This is a genomic window from Dasania sp. GY-MA-18 (assembly GCF_024734385.1).
Classification (GTDB): domain Bacteria; phylum Pseudomonadota; class Gammaproteobacteria; order Pseudomonadales; family Dasaniaceae; genus Dasania; species Dasania phycosphaerae.
In genome coordinates this window covers 22692-39129 of the sequence record NZ_JANHAP010000012.1, presented here as the reverse complement: position 1 = coordinate 39129, position 16438 = coordinate 22692, and the positions used below count along the sequence as shown (strand labels likewise).

Annotated in this window: 13 protein-coding genes; 6 read left to right on the top strand and 7 right to left on the bottom strand. The window is 50.4% G+C overall.

Annotated elements, in window-relative coordinates; genetic code table 11:
• Positions 1-6: 6 nt before the first annotated feature.
• Positions 7-273 (bottom strand): DksA/TraR family C4-type zinc finger protein, encoded by a 267-nt coding sequence (locus NO559_RS14130; protein ID WP_258332600.1) that lies wholly within the window; start codon positions 271-273, stop codon positions 7-9.
• Between the two features lie 168 nt (positions 274-441).
• Here NO559_RS14130 and NO559_RS14125 point away from each other — a divergent pair, with 168 nt between their 5' ends.
• The 4 genes from NO559_RS14125 (at position 442) to NO559_RS14110 (ending at position 4517) form a co-directional block, all read left to right on the top strand.
• Positions 442-1410, top strand: coding sequence for a CorA family divalent cation transporter (locus tag NO559_RS14125; RefSeq protein WP_258332515.1), 969 nt, complete (start codon positions 442-444; stop codon positions 1408-1410).
• 19 nt (positions 1411-1429) lie between these two features.
• Positions 1430-2596, top strand: a complete 1167-nt coding sequence (locus NO559_RS14120) for a cation:proton antiporter (protein WP_258332514.1) — start codon at positions 1430-1432, stop codon at positions 2594-2596.
• An 87-nt stretch (positions 2597-2683) separates the two neighbouring features.
• The gene (purT, locus tag NO559_RS14115) at positions 2684-3868 is read left to right on the top strand and encodes a formate-dependent phosphoribosylglycinamide formyltransferase (protein WP_258332599.1); all 1185 of its coding nucleotides are present in this window, start codon (positions 2684-2686) and stop codon (positions 3866-3868) included.
• A gap of 52 nt (positions 3869-3920) precedes the next feature.
• A complete protein-coding gene (locus NO559_RS14110; protein WP_258332513.1) occupies positions 3921-4517 on the top strand; it encodes an NTP transferase domain-containing protein in 597 nt (198 codons plus the stop codon).
• On the opposite strand, the gene NO559_RS14105 is transcribed toward NO559_RS14110, so the two are convergent.
• From NO559_RS14105 to NO559_RS14095, 3 genes are read right to left on the bottom strand one after another with little or no spacing between them, the layout of a single operon-like run.
• Positions 4496-5485 carry an XdhC family protein gene (locus NO559_RS14105; RefSeq protein WP_258332512.1) on the bottom strand — a complete coding sequence of 330 codons (990 nt, stop codon included), beginning with the start codon at positions 5483-5485 and terminating at the stop codon, positions 4496-4498. The genes NO559_RS14110 and NO559_RS14105 overlap by 22 nt on opposite strands.
• 1 nt (position 5486) lies before the next feature.
• Positions 5487-7667 carry a molybdopterin cofactor-binding domain-containing protein gene (locus NO559_RS14100; RefSeq protein WP_258332511.1) on the bottom strand — a complete coding sequence of 727 codons (2181 nt, stop codon included), beginning with the start codon at positions 7665-7667 and terminating at the stop codon, positions 5487-5489.
• Positions 7664-8164, bottom strand: a complete 501-nt coding sequence (locus tag NO559_RS14095; protein WP_258332510.1) for a (2Fe-2S)-binding protein — start codon at positions 8162-8164, stop codon at positions 7664-7666. Before NO559_RS14095 ends, NO559_RS14100 begins: the two co-directional genes overlap by 4 nt.
• A gap of 294 nt (positions 8165-8458) precedes the next feature.
• Here NO559_RS14095 and NO559_RS14090 point away from each other — a divergent pair, with 294 nt between their 5' ends.
• Both NO559_RS14090 and NO559_RS14085 read left to right on the top strand, forming a co-directional pair.
• Positions 8459-8896 (top strand): GFA family protein, encoded by a 438-nt coding sequence (locus NO559_RS14090; RefSeq protein ID WP_258332509.1) that lies wholly within the window; start codon positions 8459-8461, stop codon positions 8894-8896.
• Positions 8897-9103: 207 nt separating this feature from the next.
• Positions 9104-9943: an ABC transporter substrate-binding protein gene (locus NO559_RS14085; RefSeq protein WP_258332508.1), complete on the top strand. Its 840-nt coding sequence runs from the start codon at positions 9104-9106 to the stop codon at positions 9941-9943.
• A gap of 437 nt (positions 9944-10380) precedes the next feature.
• Here NO559_RS14085 and aceF read toward each other — a convergent pair whose 3' ends face one another.
• From aceF to NO559_RS14070, 3 genes are all read right to left on the bottom strand, one after another.
• Complete coding sequence (gene aceF / locus NO559_RS14080; protein WP_258332507.1) at positions 10381-12339, bottom strand: dihydrolipoyllysine-residue acetyltransferase; 1959 nt, start codon at positions 12337-12339, stop codon at positions 10381-10383.
• Positions 12340-12388: 49 nt separating this feature from the next.
• Complete coding sequence (gene aceE / locus NO559_RS14075; protein WP_258332506.1) at positions 12389-15037, bottom strand: pyruvate dehydrogenase (acetyl-transferring), homodimeric type; 2649 nt, start codon at positions 15035-15037, stop codon at positions 12389-12391.
• Between the two features lie 285 nt (positions 15038-15322).
• The gene (locus NO559_RS14070; protein WP_258332505.1) at positions 15323-16435 is read right to left on the bottom strand and encodes a response regulator; all 1113 of its coding nucleotides are present in this window, start codon (positions 16433-16435) and stop codon (positions 15323-15325) included.
• Positions 16436-16438 lie beyond the last annotated feature (3 nt).

Below are 16438 nucleotides of genomic sequence, written 5' to 3'. Positions count from 1 at the left end.
TAGCGCTTAACGTAACTGACTATCTTTACTACCCCTACGGTTGTAACCCACATTGGCACTGTGCTGCTGGTCGACCAGCTCTTGGCAGGCTATACACAAACGTACGCCCGGCAGGGCCTCACGCCTAGCCTGCGGAATAATTTTATCGCACTCATCACAACGCTGCGCACTTTCACCCTGCGGCAAATGGCTGCGGGCACGATTGATTTCATCATCTATGCTGGCGTCAATTTGCTCTTGCACAGCGCCATCTTTGGCAAAGCCACCGGCCATGACTAAACTCCTATTTAATAAAATTATACCTAGTAATAGCATAGCTGCTGCTCTGCAATTTAGGTACTATGTTCAAGCATTATTGGCAGCTGTGGCAGTGATGTAAATACTAAGCTTTTAACTTTTGATTAATCATTAAGCCTAAACCCAATTGGCTTGGGGAAACAAATGTTTGCTCTAAAATTTGAAAACCATCAAACCAGCTTACTAGCCGATAGCGAGTTGCCTAAGCTAGAGCAGGCCAATGTATTTTATTGGTATCACTTTGATGGTGACTTAGAAGACGCTAGACAATGGCTAAAAGACCAATTAAAAACTGATAGCCACAGCCTTAACGCCCTCTGTGACGAGCTAACCAGGCCTAGAGTGTTTGTTAACGACACCGAACAACTGATACTTACTTTGCGCTCCATCGATTATAAAAATGAAAATGAAGCAGAATTCCCCTCTCTACGTGCATGGCTTAGCCACAATGTATTAATAACCATTGCCAGAGTCACAGTCCCCGCGGTGACAGTATTATATGAAAAAATACAACAACTAGATAAATACCCCAAAACACCTTACTACCTTATCTGGCGTTTAGTAGATTTAATGACTGACCATATTAGCGCCCACCTAGTAGACTTAGATGAAAACTTAAATAACATAGAAGAGGAATGGGAGCTCAATCAAAAAATAGATTCCCATAAATTACACAGCATACGCTTAAACATTTCCCATGTAGGCCGTTTTTTATTAGCGCAACTGGAAGCCTTGCAAAAACTCGATCATGAAGTCGCTGAAATCATCAGCAGCAAAAGCGAAAAAGGCCTTTACCAAGTGCGCTGGCGCGAAACCATAAACACGCTAAGGCGCGACATAGAAGTCCATGCCGCTATGCGCGAGCGCATAGGCTTACTGCGCGACGCTCTGCAACAACGCAACACCGAAACCTCTAACCGCACCATTTTATTATTATCTGTGGTGGCCACGTTTTTTTTGCCCCTCACCTTTCTTGCCAGTTTATTGGGGATGAACGTAGCAGGCATACCCGCTTACGATCACCCTTGGGCATTTAATGCAGTGTGCATTACCATGGTTATTATTGCCCTAATCCAATGGCTGTTATTTAAGCGTTGGCGCTGGTTAAAATAACCCCTATAGAGTTAGCACTATGTTTATGGATCCCCTGATGCCGCAGGCCGTGGCCGCTATTTTAATAATACTGCTAACCGGTATTGTGATTAAAATAATGCGCCAGCCACAATTAATTACTTATTTATTGGTAGGCATGTTAATCGGCCCATGGGGGCTAGAGCTGGTGACTGACCCCGCCCTAATTACCCGCCTAGGCGCTATAGGTGTAGTGCTACTATTATTTTTTGTGGGCATGGAAACCGACGCCAGTAAATTAGTTGCCAACTGGAAGCTGGCGGTTTTTGGTACATTTTTGCAAATACTATTAAGCATCGCCTGTGTGTGGCTAATCGGCCTTTGGTATGAATGGAGTTTGGCACGCATAGTACTCATAGGTTTTGTTATTAGCTTAAGCAGCACCGTAGTCGTTATAAAATTGCTGCAAGATAACGGCCTTCTTAACTCTAAAATGGGCCAAGGGGTGTTGGGTATTACCCTAGTACAGGATTTGGCCATTATCCCTATGCTAATTATTTTAGGGCTGTTCACTGCTGGCGACATCAATCCTACGCAACTGTTCAAACAAGGTGTGGGCACTATTCTCGCGGCGGCACTGTTTGGCTATATTATTTATCGCAAAGAAATCCACCTCCCCTTTGCCCGCTGGCTGCACGACGATAAAGAGCTGCAATTATTTACCGGCCTAAGCCTATGCTTTGGTTTATCGCTGATTACTGCCTGGTTTGACCTATCTACCGCATTAGGCGCGTTTATGGCAGGTATGTTTATAGGCGTCAGCAAAGAAACCCAGTGGGTGCATCACAACTTAGAGTCTTTTAAAGTGCTATTTGTTGCCTTGTTTTTTGTGTCGGTGGGCATGCTGTTAGATTTAAGTTTTTTATTACAACACTGGGTACAGGTAAGCATACTCGTACTGGCGGCATTGCTCACCAATACTTTTATTAATGCATTGATATTAAGAATGGCTAAGTTTAGCTGGCACGACAGTTTGTTTGCTGGCTTATTACTCTCACAGATTAGCGAGTTTAGTTTTGTATTAGCAGCTGTGGGTTATCAAGCCCATATTATTACTAACGTAGGTTATCAGTTATCCATATGCGCCATCGCCTTATCACTGTTGCTTAGCCCCCTGTGGATTAATTCAGGGCGGCGACTTTTGCACTGGCAACAAGGCCGAAACTAACAGCCGCTATTATTTCCCCTAAAAAACAATCGCCAGCCCCTTTGCAAACAGCGTAAAATATCGCCTTTAACTAATAATTAGGATGGGATTATGACGACTATAGGCACCCCTTTTTCTGCGACTGCCACCAAGGTCATGCTGCTAGGTTCTGGTGAGCTGGGTAAGGAAGTGGCTATAGAGCTACAGCGCTATGGCGTAGAAGTAATTGCCGTAGACCGCTACCCCAACGCTCCCGCCATGCAGGTGGCCGACCGCAGCCATACCATTAACATGCTAGATGGCAACGCCCTGCGCAATATAGTCGAAACCGAAAAACCCCATTTAATTGTGCCCGAGATAGAAGCCATAGCCACCGACGAGCTGGTTAAGCTAGAGCAAGAAGGCTACACCGTTATACCCACCGCCCGCGCCGCCCAGCTAACCATGGACAGAGAGGGCATACGCCGCTTAGCCGCTGAAGAGCTAGGGCTGGCCACCTCTAAGTATATTTTTGCCGATAGCAAAGCCGAGTATTTAGCTGGCATAGAAAAAGTGGGTATACCCTGTGTGGTTAAACCGGTCATGAGTTCATCCGGCAAAGGCCAAAGCACCATTAAAAGCGAGGCCGATATAGAACAAGCCTGGACTTACTCACAACAGGGCGGCCGCAGCGGCGAGGGCCGTATTATTGTTGAAGGCTTTGTAGACTTTGATTATGAAATCACCCTGCTCACCGTACGCCACCGCGATGGCACCAGTTTTTGTCAGCCCATAGGCCATATCCAAGTAGACGGTGACTACCGTGAATCCTGGCAGCCACAGGCCATGAGCGAATTAGCCCTGCAGCGCTCGCAAGCCATGGCGCAAACCATTACCGAAGCCTTAGGCGGGCGCGGCATTTTTGGGGTGGAATTATTTATTAAGGGCGACGAGGTGTATTTTAGCGAAGTGTCACCGCGCCCCCACGACACCGGCATGGTGACCATGATAGCCCAAGACCTGCCCCAGTTTGCCCTGCATGCCAGAGCCATTTTAGGCCTGCCCATACCCAATATTGCCCAACAAGGCCCCTCGGCCTCGGCGGTGATTTTGGTAGAGGGCGAATCCAAACAACTAAGCTTTGAGCACGTAGAGCAAGCCCTGACTCAGCCCGACACCCAGCTGCGCCTGTTCGGCAAGCCCGAGGTAAATGGCCGTCGTCGCATGGGGGTAGCCTTGGCCAAAGGTAAAGATCTAGAGGACGCTAGAGCTAAGGCTCGCGCCGCAGCTGCAGCCATTACTATTAATTTCTAGCGGCTAGCTGCTAGTTGTAGAGTCGCTAGCTTTAACATCAAGATGGATGAGTATGGCTACTAATATTGCCGCCATCATATTGGCAGCGGGGCAATCAACCCGTATGGGGGCGCAGAATAAACTACTGCTGCCTTTAGACCATGCACCGCTGATTATGCGAGTGGTTAACGCCGCCGCACAAGCCCAGCTGCAAACTATTATTGTCGTTACTGGCCATGAGGCTGACGCTGTTGCCCAAGCGACGCAAGGTCTAGCCGTGCGCTGCGTACACAACCCAGACTTTGCATCGGGCATGGCCAGCTCATTGCGCTGCGGTTTGCAGACCCTAGTAGGCAACAATCATGCTTTTGATGGCGCGATTATTTTATTGGGGGATATGCCACTGATTAGCGGCACGGATATTACAAAGTTGTTAACCGCATTCAACAGCCATGATCAAATTGTTGCTCCTTATTACCAAGGTAGGCGTGGTAACCCGGTATTATGGGGCCGTGATTATTTTGCTGAAATAGAACAATTAAGCGGCGATAGTGGCGCTAAAGTATTATTAAGCCGTCATGCCCATAACATAATAAAAGTGCCGGTTGATCACTCAGGAATTTTTGCCGACATAGACAGCCCCGAGGCCTATGCCGAGCTAACACTATAATTATTTTGCTCTTTACACGGTGCCGATTTAACCACCTCATTTTTTAAGGCGGTTAATTCTGCCAATACCGACAGGGCAATTTCTGCCGGGGTTTTGCTGCCTATAGCCAAACCCACCGGGGCATGCAGGCGCGCCAGCTCGACCTCAGTAAAATCAAAATGCTCTAAAAAGCGTTGCCGCCGTTTCGCACTGGTCGCTTTCGAACCCAGCGCCCCCACATAAAAAGCCTCACTCTTTAACGCCGTTAATAAGGCCATATCATCTACCCTGGGGTCATGGCTAAGAGTGACTATGGCAGTGCGCGGGTCGGGTTTAAACGCTGTCACCACATCATCGGGAAAGCCTGCCAACACAGGCAATTCGCTTAGCGGCCAAGCCTCACGGTAGGCAGACCTAGGGTCACAAACCGCCACACTATAGCCCAGCGCAGGAGCCATTTCGGCCAAGTAGCGCGAAGTTTCCCCAGCGCCAATTATCAACAAACGCCACACTGGGCCAAACACATTAACCCACTGCTGGTCGCTAAGCTGCGGCTTATCGCCTGTTTGAAAATGCACGCAACGGCTGCTGCCATCACTTAAACTCAGCTGGCGCGTTAGCGCTTGCCGTTGGCTAATGGCATCAATTAAACGCTGCACCTCGCCACTATTGTTTAAAGGCTCCAGCACTAACTCTAAGACGCCGCCGCAGGGCAGGCCAAAGCGATGGCGCTGCGCGTCGGTTTCGCCGTATAGCATTAATTGCGGCTGTTGTATGGGCTGCTCTACCAAGCGGCTAATTAAATCATCCTCTACACAGCCTCCAGAAATGGAGCCATAAAAACGGCCGTCAGCACTCACTGCCAGCAGCGAGCCCACAGGCCGTGGGGAAGTGCCCCAGGTACGCGCTACCGACACCAGTGTTACGGCCCGCCCCTGCTGCAAACAGGCCATAGCACCTTGTAAAACCGCTAACTGACTGCTGTCCATGCTACACCGTAAACCCGGCCAAGCTTAAGGGCAGTTCGCGCACCCGCACCCCGGTGGCGGTAAACAGCGCATTGCATACCGCTGCTGCCAAGGGTGGCAAGGCGGGCTCACCCACTCCGGTAGGCGGGTTATTGGATTGGATAAAATGCACGGCCACCTCGGGGCTGCTGGGCATGCGCAGCAGTGGGTATTGGTGGTAATTGCTCTCTTGTACCCGGCCCGCTTTGATATCCACCGCCAAGGCGGCCATGGTGGAATAGCCATCTATCACCGAGCCCTGCACCTGATTTTCGGCACCGCTCATATTGATTATGGGGCCTATATCCCCCGCTACCGTCACCTTGTGCAGCTGGATTTTCTTATCATCGTCAACGCTGAGTTCGGCCACTTCGGCAAAATAACCGCTGTGACTAAAGTGAAAAGCTAAGCCCTGCGCTCTACCCTTAGGCAATTTTTTACCCCAGCCCGCTTTTTGCGCGGCCAGTTTAATCACCGCTGCGGCGCGGGCCGTGTCCAGCACTTGCCCTGCACCCTCACCGGCCGGCCTAGTGGGCTGGCTCATAAGCTCTAATAATAGCTCTAGGTGATCGCGACCGGCGGCATGGGCCAGCTCATGGATAAAACTTTGTATCGCAAAGGCTATACCGTTGGAGCCGGGCGCACGCCACCAGCCACAGGGTATGCCGGTATCGAACAAGGTCTGGCTTAGCCGCACATGCTTAATCAGCGGCGCGGGAAACTCATTGCTGTTTAAACCAGCACCGCGGGTGGGGGTTTTACCGTCTTCGGTATAAGTGATGAAGTGATCATCCCAAGCCATAATGCGCCCCTGCTTATCCAAGCCTGCTTGCAAGCTGTGAAAGCCTGCGGGGCGATAAAAATCAAAAGCCATATCATCTTCGCGGCTCCACTGCAGCTTGATAGGCAGGCCACTGTGCTGGGCAATAGCGGCAGCCTCGCAGCAGTAGTCATTCATTAGTCTACGGCCAAAGCCGCCACCTATACGGGTTTGATGTACCGTTACGGCCTTGGCCTCTATACCCAAGGTGTTGGCTACCGCGCCCAATGCATATTGTGGAGTTTGGGTGGGCGCCCATAACTCACAGCGGCCGTCTTTAACAATAGCGCTGCAGTTTTGTGGCTCTAGGGGGGCGTGCGCTAAAAAGGGATAGGCATAAAATGCGCTAAGGGTTTTATCGGCTTTGGCTAGGCTGGCAGCCACATCGCCATGCTGGGTTAATAAAGCCTCGCCCTGTTGCTGGCTAATCGCTAGAGCGCGGCTGCGCTGTTGCTGCCAATCATCTTTGGCGGCTTTGCTTTCATCCCAGGTCACTTGTAATTGTTTACGGGCAGAAAATGCCGCCCAAGTAGAGTCGGCGATGATGGCTATGCCCGGCAAGAGTTGGCCCACATCGCCATTACCCGCCAGTACAAAAGCATCTACCACGCCGGCTAGCTGCTTCACTTGCGCAATATTACTGTGCGCAACACTACCGCCTCTGGCGGGGCATTTTACATATACGGCATATTTCATACCCGGCAAAGTTTGGTCTATGCCGAATAAGGGCTGGCCGGTGACCAGGGCATGATTATCCACCCCGCCTATGCGCTGGCCTATTAGCTTGTACTGCTGGGGGGATTTTAAAACCAAGCTATCAGCCGCTGGCAGCGGCAATTGCGCTGCTGCTGTAGCCAACTCACCATAGCTAAGGCTGCGGCCACTGGCGCTGTGTAGCACCCGTCCGGCTTGGGTGCTGCAGCTAGCGGTAGTGACCTGCCACTGCTGCGCGGCGGCCTGTACTAACATGGCTTTGGCCGTGGCACCGGCTTGGCGTAGTACGTCCCAGTTCATCGCCACCGAGCGTGAGCCGCCAGCAAATTGCGGGCCGTAGCTGGCCTCATTAATGGCGGCTTGTACTACCTCTACTTGCTGCCAGTCTACATCTAATTCTTCGGCTACTATCATGGGCAGTGAGGTTTTAACGCCTTGGCCTATCTCCGGGTTTTTCGCGGCTATGATTATTCGGTTATCCGCCAACACTTGTATATAGGCGTTAAGCTCGACACTGGCTGCCGCCGTTTTCGCGCCTAACTGTAAATGGAAACCCAAACTCAAACCGCCACCGGTTACCGCCATTAACTTAATTAAGCCTCGGCGGCTAAGCCCTGCTTTAGCATTCATGAGTTGCCTCCTTTGCTGGCAGTGGCATCGTAGGCTAATTGCTCGGCAGCATGGTGTATGGCCTTTTTGATGCGGGTGTAGGTGCCGCAGCGGCAGAGGTTGCCCGCCATGGCCTGATCAATATCGCTGTCGCTGGGCTTAGGCTGCTGGTTTAACAGCGCCGCCGCACTCATAATTTGCCCAGCTTGGCAGTAGCCACATTGCGGCACATCGTGATCTATCCACGCTTGTTGTAAGGGGTGTAAGTCGGCCCCTTCAGCTAAGCCCTCTATGGTGGTAATTTGCCTGCCGACCAAAGCCGCTGCCGGTATAGAGCAGGAGCGTATCGCCATGCCATCCATATGCACCGTGCAGGCACCGCAGTAGCCGCCGCCACAGCCGTATTTGCTGCCTACTAAATTGAGTTGGTCGCGCAATAGCCACAGCAGCGGCATGTCCTGCGGCACATCTTTTAGGTGATGGGTTTTACCATTAATAGTGAGGCTAAAGTCCGTCATGGGTTGTGCCACCTTTTATATTTTATAGCCTGATTAGCATAGCGCTTATGATTGTGTTTGCCTGTGGCCCTGTCAATTGACTATGCCTGCTAAGCAGCCCTATTTTGTCAGCCATTGTCAGCGCTAAGCCGTACCGCTGCGCAGCTAGGTTTTGTTCTTATAAGGCCCTTTCTCTGCATATTATTCCCGCAGGCAAATAGTCTTATTCTTTTGTGTGTTTATGCTCAACTGCTAGGCTTATAGGGCTCAGTAAAATGAGCGCGGTATAGACTCACTCTATAAAGGATGCAGATCATGTCACATAAATATGAAGGTGGCTGTGAACACATACATACCCATGCCAGTAATGAGCCCATAGACAATCACAGCTGCCATTGCTCGGTATGCAAAAACGTTACCGGCCAAGACAACACCCACGTAGTATTTTTTAACTATGGCGATATAGTAGTGGACAACATGGCGGGCTTAAAACGCCAGCCTTTTAATGCCAACAATCCCAATGGGCCGCTAGAATTATGTACCTGTGCCGAATGCGGCAGCCCTATTATGTTAGATGATAAAGAAAAGCGTATACGCGTTATCGTACCTAACCTCATGGGCTATAACAGTGAGCAACTGCCTGCCACTTATCACGCTTTTTACGACCCCGCCGCTGGCGCCCCCGCCCCCAGCGATGGTCGCCCGGTATACGAAGGGCTACGCCCTGACTTTGTTTGGCCCAAACCCGGCTAAGCCACTTATACCTAAGCCCTGACTTTTTATAGGCTTGCCTTGGATATAACAGGGCAGGCCTATTTCTACTTTTCCATTTATAAACTCTGCTAGACTGGTAACAGGCCGCCAGCTTATTTAACTAAGCCTTTTTAACAAATCTTATTTAACTAAGCCTATTTAACTAAGCTTAGCCGCAACTTACTCTTATCCCTATGCAGACTCGCCATGCATCCTATTCAGCACCTAACAGCCTGCCTTAGCTTTTGCCTATTACTTAGCACGGCTGCTAGCGCTGAATTAAAAATCCTGAACTTTGCCACCGATGATTGGCCGCCCTATCTTATTGCTGATGACAATGGGCAAATTAACCAGGGCATATTAGTTGAACTTATTAATGAAATTTTTGCTCGCATCCCCGGTGTTGACGCCAAAATACACGCCATGCCCTGGAGCCGTGCCATAGTCGAAGTGCGCGCAGGGCGCATGGACGCCCTACCCGGGATTATTTACTCGCAGGCCCGCAGTGAGTTTTTGCGTTACTCGGCACCGCTTTTTAAACAGAGCTCTAAATTGGTTTATCATAAGCAGCAATTCCCGCAAGGTTTTCACTGGCAAACTAAAGAGGACTTTATAGGCCTAAAAATAGCCGCCGTTAGAGATTACGCCATGTACGATAAATTAGTTAATCTACTGGGCGATAGTAGTAAAGATGTTATTTTTCCAGTGCTCTCCGATGATATTTTAATAAAAATGGTAGGCGGAAAACGCATCAAGTTAGGAGCCATCGATGAGTTAACGGCACTGTATTTAGCCGACAAATATACATTAAGAGAAAAGCTGACTTTTGCAGAACCCACTATAGACGAACTCAACTACCACATCGCCATTTCCAAAAAATCTAGCCAAAGCGAACTAATCGGCCCCATTAACAAGATTATTGCCGACTTGCAGCGCGAAGGCGTGATAGCGAAAATTATCGCCCGTTACAATACTTACAGCAGTCAATATAAACAGTTACCCAGCCAGCCAACAGCGCCATCTTATCCCAGCCACATCGTTGATTAATATTTTCCACCTTATTTTTAATCCCCAGATTATGAACCACAAATCAAGTTTGGGGTGACGCAGCGGCAGTGCAGCTCATGTCATTCCGGCATGCTGTTAGCCGGAATCCATTAACATTCCATGCATCTATTCTCCGTAGCCTATGGACCCCAAATCAAGTTTGGGGTGACGTACTGATAGCGCTGCTCACGTCATTCCGGCATGTTGTTAGCCGGAATCTATTAACATTCCATGCATCTCTCTCCGTAGCCTATGGCCCCCAAATCAAGTTTGGGGTGACGCAGCGGTAGTGCAGCTCATGTCATTCCGGCATGCGTTAAGCCGGAGTCCATAACCCTCTGTTGAAATAAAAATAACCTGCCCCCTTTAAACACCCCCAAGCAACAAGCAAAAAAAAGCCGCTCAGTGAGCGGCTTTGATTTGGTTCTATTAACAGCCTATAAAGCTAAGCGACGTATATCGGCCAATAAGCTGCTCAAGTAAGTAAAGAACCTACCGGCATCCGCGCCATTAACCACGCGATGATCGTAAGACAATGCCAAAGGTAACATCTTGCGAGGCACAAACTCACTGCCATCCCATACCGGCTTAACTGCTAATTTGGAGACACCCAAAATAGCGACTTCTGGCGCATTCACTATAGGCGTAAAACCTGTACCGCCTATATTGCCCAAGCTGGAAATAGTAAAACAACCGCCCTGCATATCCGCTGGCTTGAGTTTTCTATCTTTGGCTTTGGCACCTAGCTCGGCAGTTTCCGCCGCTAAATCCCAAATCGATTTTTTGTCGACATCGCGTATTACCGGCACCATTAAACCAGCTGGTGTATCGACGGCCATGCCTATATGCACATAATCTTTGTACACCAGGTTTTCGCCGGTAGCATCCAAAGAACTGTTAAAAATCGGGTTGGCGCGCAGAGCATTGGCACAGGCTTTTAACAAGAAAGGCAGTGGCGTAATTTTAACCCCGCGCTTTTCGGCTTCCGCTTTTAGATTGGCTCTAAAATCTTCCAGGTCGCTAATATCAGCATCGTCAAACTGAGTAACATGCGGCACGTTTAACCAGCTGCGCTGCATATTGGCGGCAGTCACTTTAGCGATTTTGCTTAGCGGTTTAATTTCCACTTCACCAAACTGAGCAAAATCTACAGCGGGTATAGGCGGTATGCCTGAGCCGCCCGTCACCGCAGCAGGCTTATTAGCTAGCGCATCTTTAACAAATTTTTGTACATCTTCTTTTAAGATGCGGCCCTTGGGACCAGTGCCTTTGATTTTTAAACCATCAACACCAAACTCTCGCATAATTTTGCGCACTGCAGGGCCGGCATACATGGCATCGCCAACAAAGTCCCTACCAGAAACGCGCTGCTGGGGAGCGGCCTCAACGGCAGCAGGCGCAGGCGTAGCAGTGGCGGCAACAGCAGCCGGCGCTGGAGCTGGCGCACTGGCAGGCGCGGCAGCAGCCCCCTGCACTTCTAATTCTAAAACGGCATCACCTTCGCTGGCCTGCGAGCCTACCGATATAGTGATAGAAACCACTTTACCGGCCTTAGGTGCGGGCACTTCCATAGAGGCTTTGTCGGTTTCTAATACGATGATGGAATCGCCTTCGGCTATTTCATCACCGGCGGCAACACAAACTTCGATAACTTCGGCTTCACCGCCACCAAAGTCGGGTAGCTTAATCGTTTCCACTGCAGTAGCAGTGTTAGCTACTGGCGCGCTACTCGCTGGCGCAGCAGCTTGGGCGGGCTGCGCCGCGGGCGCGGCCTGCTCGGCAGGTTTTGCTGCAGCGGCGGGAGCTGAGGCTGCGGCCACTGCTAATTCAATAAGGGCGGCTCCTTCACTAACTTGCGCGCCTTCGGCAATAATCACCGATACGACTTTACCAGCTTTAGGGGCGGGCACTTCCATAGAGGCCTTATCGGTTTCTAATACGATGATGGAATCGCCTTCGGCTATTTCATCACCGGCCTTAATACAAAGCTCTATTACCTCGGCTTCACCGCCACCAAAGTCAGGTACGTTTATAACTTCCACAGCGCTAGCTGCGGTTGCAGCTTGCGCGGCAGGCTCTGGTTCTGGCTCTAGCTTTGATTCCGATTCTGGCTCAGCAGCAGGCGCTGGCTGGGCTGCCTCGGGTTCGGCCGCAGCCTCACCGGCAACTTCCACTTCTAGTAAAGCGGCGCCTTCAGAAACATTATCACCTACGGCTACGTTAATAGCTTTTACTGTGCCGGCAAAAGGTGCTGGCACTTCCATAGAAGCTTTATCTGACTCTAACACTACGATGGAGTCTTCGGCGGCAATTTGATCGCCTACCGCAACACAGATCTCAATGACTTCAACTTCGTCACCGCCTATGTCCGGTACTTTTACTGTTTGAATGCTCACACTTACATCCTTCTATTTTGTTCTGTTATCACCTAGGGTTGCGCCATGCTTAGCTGTGCATGGGGTCAGGCTTATCAGCATTAATACCTAACTGCTTAATCGCTTTAGCAACAACGCTGTGCTTAATTGCACCGTCGTCAGCCAAGGCTTTAAGCGCGGCAACCACCACAAAGTTTCTGTCGACTTCAAAGTGTCTACGCAACTGTGCGCGGGTGTCAGAACGACCATAGCCATCGGTGCCTAGCACTACAAAACGCGACTCTACATAAGACGCGATTTGCTCACCGTAAGATTTCATATAATCGGTAGAACAAATGACCGGCCCGGGTCGGCCCGCTAATTGCTCAGCCACATAGGAAACCTTGGGCTTTTGGTCGGGGTGTAATAGGTTCCAGCGGTCAACGGCCAAGCCTTCGCGGCGCAGTTCGTTAACACTGGTGAGGCTCCAGATATCGGCCTCTACGGCAAAGTCATTGGCTAAAATTTCAGCCGCAGCTTCCACTTCGCGCAGGATGGTACCACCACCCATTAATTGCACGCGGTGCTTAGCCTTGCCTTTAGCTTCTTTGAGCAGGTACATACCTTTGATAATGCCTTCTTCCACGCCCGCAGGCATTTCTGGCTGCACGTAGTTTTCGTTCATTAAGGTGATGTAGTAGTAGCAGTTTTCTTTTTCCTGATACATACGACGCAAACCGTCTTGGATAATGACAGTGAGCTCGTAGGCATAAGCCGGATCGTAAGAGCGGCAGTTAGGAATCATGTTGGCCATTAATTGGCTATGGCCATCTTGGTGCTGCAAACCTTCGCCGTTAAGCGTAGTACGACCAGCGGTGGCACCTAATAGGAAACCGCGCGCTTGCGAATCACCCGCCGCCCAAGCCAAGTCCATGATGCGTTGGAAACCAAACATGGAGTAATAAATATAAAACGGCACCATGGGGTATTGGTGATTGCTGTACGAAGTCGCACAGGCCAACCAAGCCGAGAATGCACCCGCTTCATTAATACCCTCTTCTAAAATTTGACCTTTTTTATCTTCTTTGTAGAACATAATCTGGTCGGCATCGTGAGGCGTGTAACGCTGACCCTGCGATGAGTATATGCCTAGCTGGCGGAACATGCCTTCCATACCAAAGGTGCGGGCCTCATCAGGTACGATGGGCACTATGCGCTCGCCTATCTTTTTATCCTTGGTTAGCGTTGAAAGGGTACGCACAAAGGACATGGTGGTAGAAATTTCACGCTTGCCGCTGGATTTTAATTGCCCGCCTAGGGTTTCTAAGCTGGGCGCTTCCAGTGCTTCAAAATCCGCTTTACGCGAGGGTATATAGCCACCAAGGCTTTCGCGGCGCTTCTTCATATAAAGCATTTCAGGGCTATCGGGCGCGGGGCGATAGTAAGGTACGTTTTCTAATTCACTGTCGGTAACAGGAATAGCAAAACGGTCGCGGAATTTTTTCAGATTTTCTACGTCTAGCTTTTTCAGCGAGTGGGTTTCGTTTTGCGCTTCACCCGATGAGCCCATGCCATAGCCTTTAACGGTCATGGCTAGCACTACCGTAGGTTTGCCAGTGCTTTTCACCGCTTGTGCATAACCGGCATACACTTTGTATGGGTCGTGGCCGCCACGGTTAAGTTTCATAATATCGTCGTCGGATAAGTCTTTAACCAACTCTAATAACTCGGGGTACTTACCAAAGAAGTGCTCACGGGTGTAAGCGCCGCCGTTGGCCTTGTAGTTTTGCAGCTCACCGTCACAGACTTCGTCCATGCGCTTTTGCAGCAAACCGGTTTTGTCTTTTTTCAGCAGGGCATCCCAGTGGCGGCCCCAAACAATTTTAATGACATCCCAGCCGGCGCCGCGGAATACGCCCTCTAGCTCCTGGATGATTTTGCCGTTACCGCGCACCGGGCCATCCAAACGCTGCAGGTTACAGTTAACCACAAAAATCAGGTTGTCTAAGCGCTCGCGGCCAGCCAGTGAGATAGCACCCAGTGATTCCGGCTCATCACACTCGCCGTCACCTAGAAAAGCCCAAACTTTGCGGTCGCTGTGATCTAGCAACTCGCGGCTTTGTTGGTATTTCATTACATGGGCTTGGTAGATAGCCTGTATAGGGCCCAGGCCCATAGAAACGGTGGGGAACTGCCAGTAGTCGGGCATTAACCAAGGGTGCGGGTAGGAAGATAGACCGTTGCCATCCACTTCGCGGCGGAAGCCGTCTAGCTGATCTTCGGTAATACGGCCTTCTAAATAAGAGCGGGCGTACATACCGGGGGCGCTGTGACCCTGATAAAAAATCAAATCGCCGGGGCCGTTATCATTGCCTTTAAAAAAGTAGTTAAAGCCTATGTCGTATAAGGTGGCGGCGGAAGAAAACGAAGATATGTGGCCGCCCAAGCCATCGTCATTATCGTTGGCGCGCATAACCATGGCTAAGGCATTCCAACGAATTAACGAACGTATACGTCGCTCCATAAATAAGTCGCCGGGCATGCGGCGCTCTTCATGGGGCATTATGGTGTTTGAAAAAGGGGTGGTAGTTGCAGCAGGTAAGGGCGCACCGGCTTGCGCCGCGTGCTCTGCTAACACTTTCATCAAAAATGAGGTGCGTTCATGCCCCCCGTGCTTGATAACATCATCCAAGGCCTCTATCCATTCGGCCGTTTCAATGGGATCCTTATCCTGCTGCATAGTATTCCTCGAGCATATTCGTTTTACGATTTATTGAGGTCGCCCTTATGAAAGTGCCCGTAGGGTTACTACGGGCACTTCGCGGTATAAGAGCTTAGTCATTATAGACGGTATAGGGCGTCTCACTTGACTTGTAAAAATACTACAGTAAATCAAGTAATTTTGGAAATTTTATTCAAGGGATTATATTCCATTTTTGACTTGCTGAAAATCATCTAATTATAGGAGCAGCGATAAATCCTAACGTTAGGCCCTAAGACCAACGCTACCCAGCAGCACAAAAGGCTAGTCTGGCACTAAGGAAAACAGCAAGCGGTTGTTTTGTAATGCCACGGTATTCCAATCCCCGGCATTGCTGCTTTCACTATCTGCGGGGTAATCATACAAGGGCTCACGGCTGCCCTTGCCCGTAATCACTAGGCGTAAGCCAGTGCTGGTGAGTAAAGGTGAGGTATTAACAAAGCGGGTAAAGGCTTCGCTTTGCTCCACCGAGGCCAGACGCGCCTGCCCCGCTGGCATGCCCAGCTGACTGCAGGCGGCCAACGGCAGGTCCGTTGGGGCTAGCAGCAAGATTTGCTCGCCACCATCAATTAGCGTTTCGCTGAGACAAAAAGCCCCTATATGCCCTTCTATATGCAACTCCCCCTTAAAGCCCATAGCCACCAAACGCGTAACCAGGCCCTCGATTAAACGTAAGCGCTGCCCCGCTAAAGGCAATTCGCCGTAATCATAATAGGCCGCTTGGCTGGCCGCCCAGGCACTGAGCTGATACAGATCGCGCTGCTGATCCAACAAGGCCTCGCGCTCAGAGCGCCCAGTGCTGGCCAGCACCGTCATTACGATTAAGCCTATAAACATGAAGGCTGCGGTGATTTTAAGCCAGCCAGATTGGCTCTGGCCTGCATAGCCTTCATCCTCATATTGGATAGCTTGCAGCATGGGCTGGGTAATGGCGGGCTGCTCTAGGGTGGGGTGGCGCACAGGCTCTGGGGTTTCATCGCGGGTAAGGACTTCGGGGATTTCTAGCATATCCTCATGTTGCGCCAAACGCGCCAGCACCTCACTTAGCGCTTTATCAGTGGCGGGCTTGCTCAGTATGTCCGCAGCCCCCAAGGCGTGAGCATGACCTACGTAGATATCACCGCTTTTTGAGGTGTGCATAATAATGGGGATATTGGCCAGCGCAGGCTCTGCCTTAATCGCCTTTACCGCATCAAAGCCATCCATGCCGGGCATCATATGATCCATAAAGATCATTGCTGGCCTGGCGCTTTGTAAATACTCCAAGGCCTGCTCGGCTGAGTCCACGTTAACGGTTTCTATATTGTGCTTTTTAAGCATCTTCCCCAGCATGGCGGAAGAGGTGCGGGAGTCATCAACCACTAGCGCGTGAGACATAAG

What these genes read in the sequence shown, in the direction of transcription:
- NO559_RS14120 (WP_258332514.1), top strand. Translation starts at nt 1,430, where the DNA reads ATGTTTATGGATCCCCTGATGCCGCAGGCCGTGGCCGCTATTTTAATA.
- NO559_RS14105 (WP_258332512.1), bottom strand. Translation starts at nt 5,485, where the DNA reads ATGGACAGCAGTCAGTTAGCGGTTTTACAAGGTGCTATGGCCTGTTTG.
- NO559_RS14100 (WP_258332511.1), bottom strand. Translation starts at nt 7,667, where the DNA reads ATGAATGCTAAAGCAGGGCTTAGCCGCCGAGGCTTAATTAAGTTAATG.
- NO559_RS14070 (WP_258332505.1), bottom strand. Translation starts at nt 16,435, where the DNA reads ATGTCTCACGCGCTAGTGGTTGATGACTCCCGCACCTCTTCCGCCATG.
- NO559_RS14085 (WP_258332508.1), top strand. Translation starts at nt 9,104, where the DNA reads ATGCATCCTATTCAGCACCTAACAGCCTGCCTTAGCTTTTGCCTATTA.
- NO559_RS14095 (WP_258332510.1), bottom strand. Translation starts at nt 8,164, where the DNA reads ATGACGGACTTTAGCCTCACTATTAATGGTAAAACCCATCACCTAAAA.
- NO559_RS14125 (WP_258332515.1), top strand. Translation starts at nt 442, where the DNA reads ATGTTTGCTCTAAAATTTGAAAACCATCAAACCAGCTTACTAGCCGAT.
- NO559_RS14130 (WP_258332600.1), bottom strand. Translation starts at nt 273, where the DNA reads ATGGCCGGTGGCTTTGCCAAAGATGGCGCTGTGCAAGAGCAAATTGAC.
- aceE (WP_258332506.1), bottom strand. Translation starts at nt 15,037, where the DNA reads ATGCAGCAGGATAAGGATCCCATTGAAACGGCCGAATGGATAGAGGCC.
- NO559_RS14110 (WP_258332513.1), top strand. Translation starts at nt 3,921, where the DNA reads ATGGCTACTAATATTGCCGCCATCATATTGGCAGCGGGGCAATCAACC.
- NO559_RS14090 (WP_258332509.1), top strand. Translation starts at nt 8,459, where the DNA reads ATGTCACATAAATATGAAGGTGGCTGTGAACACATACATACCCATGCC.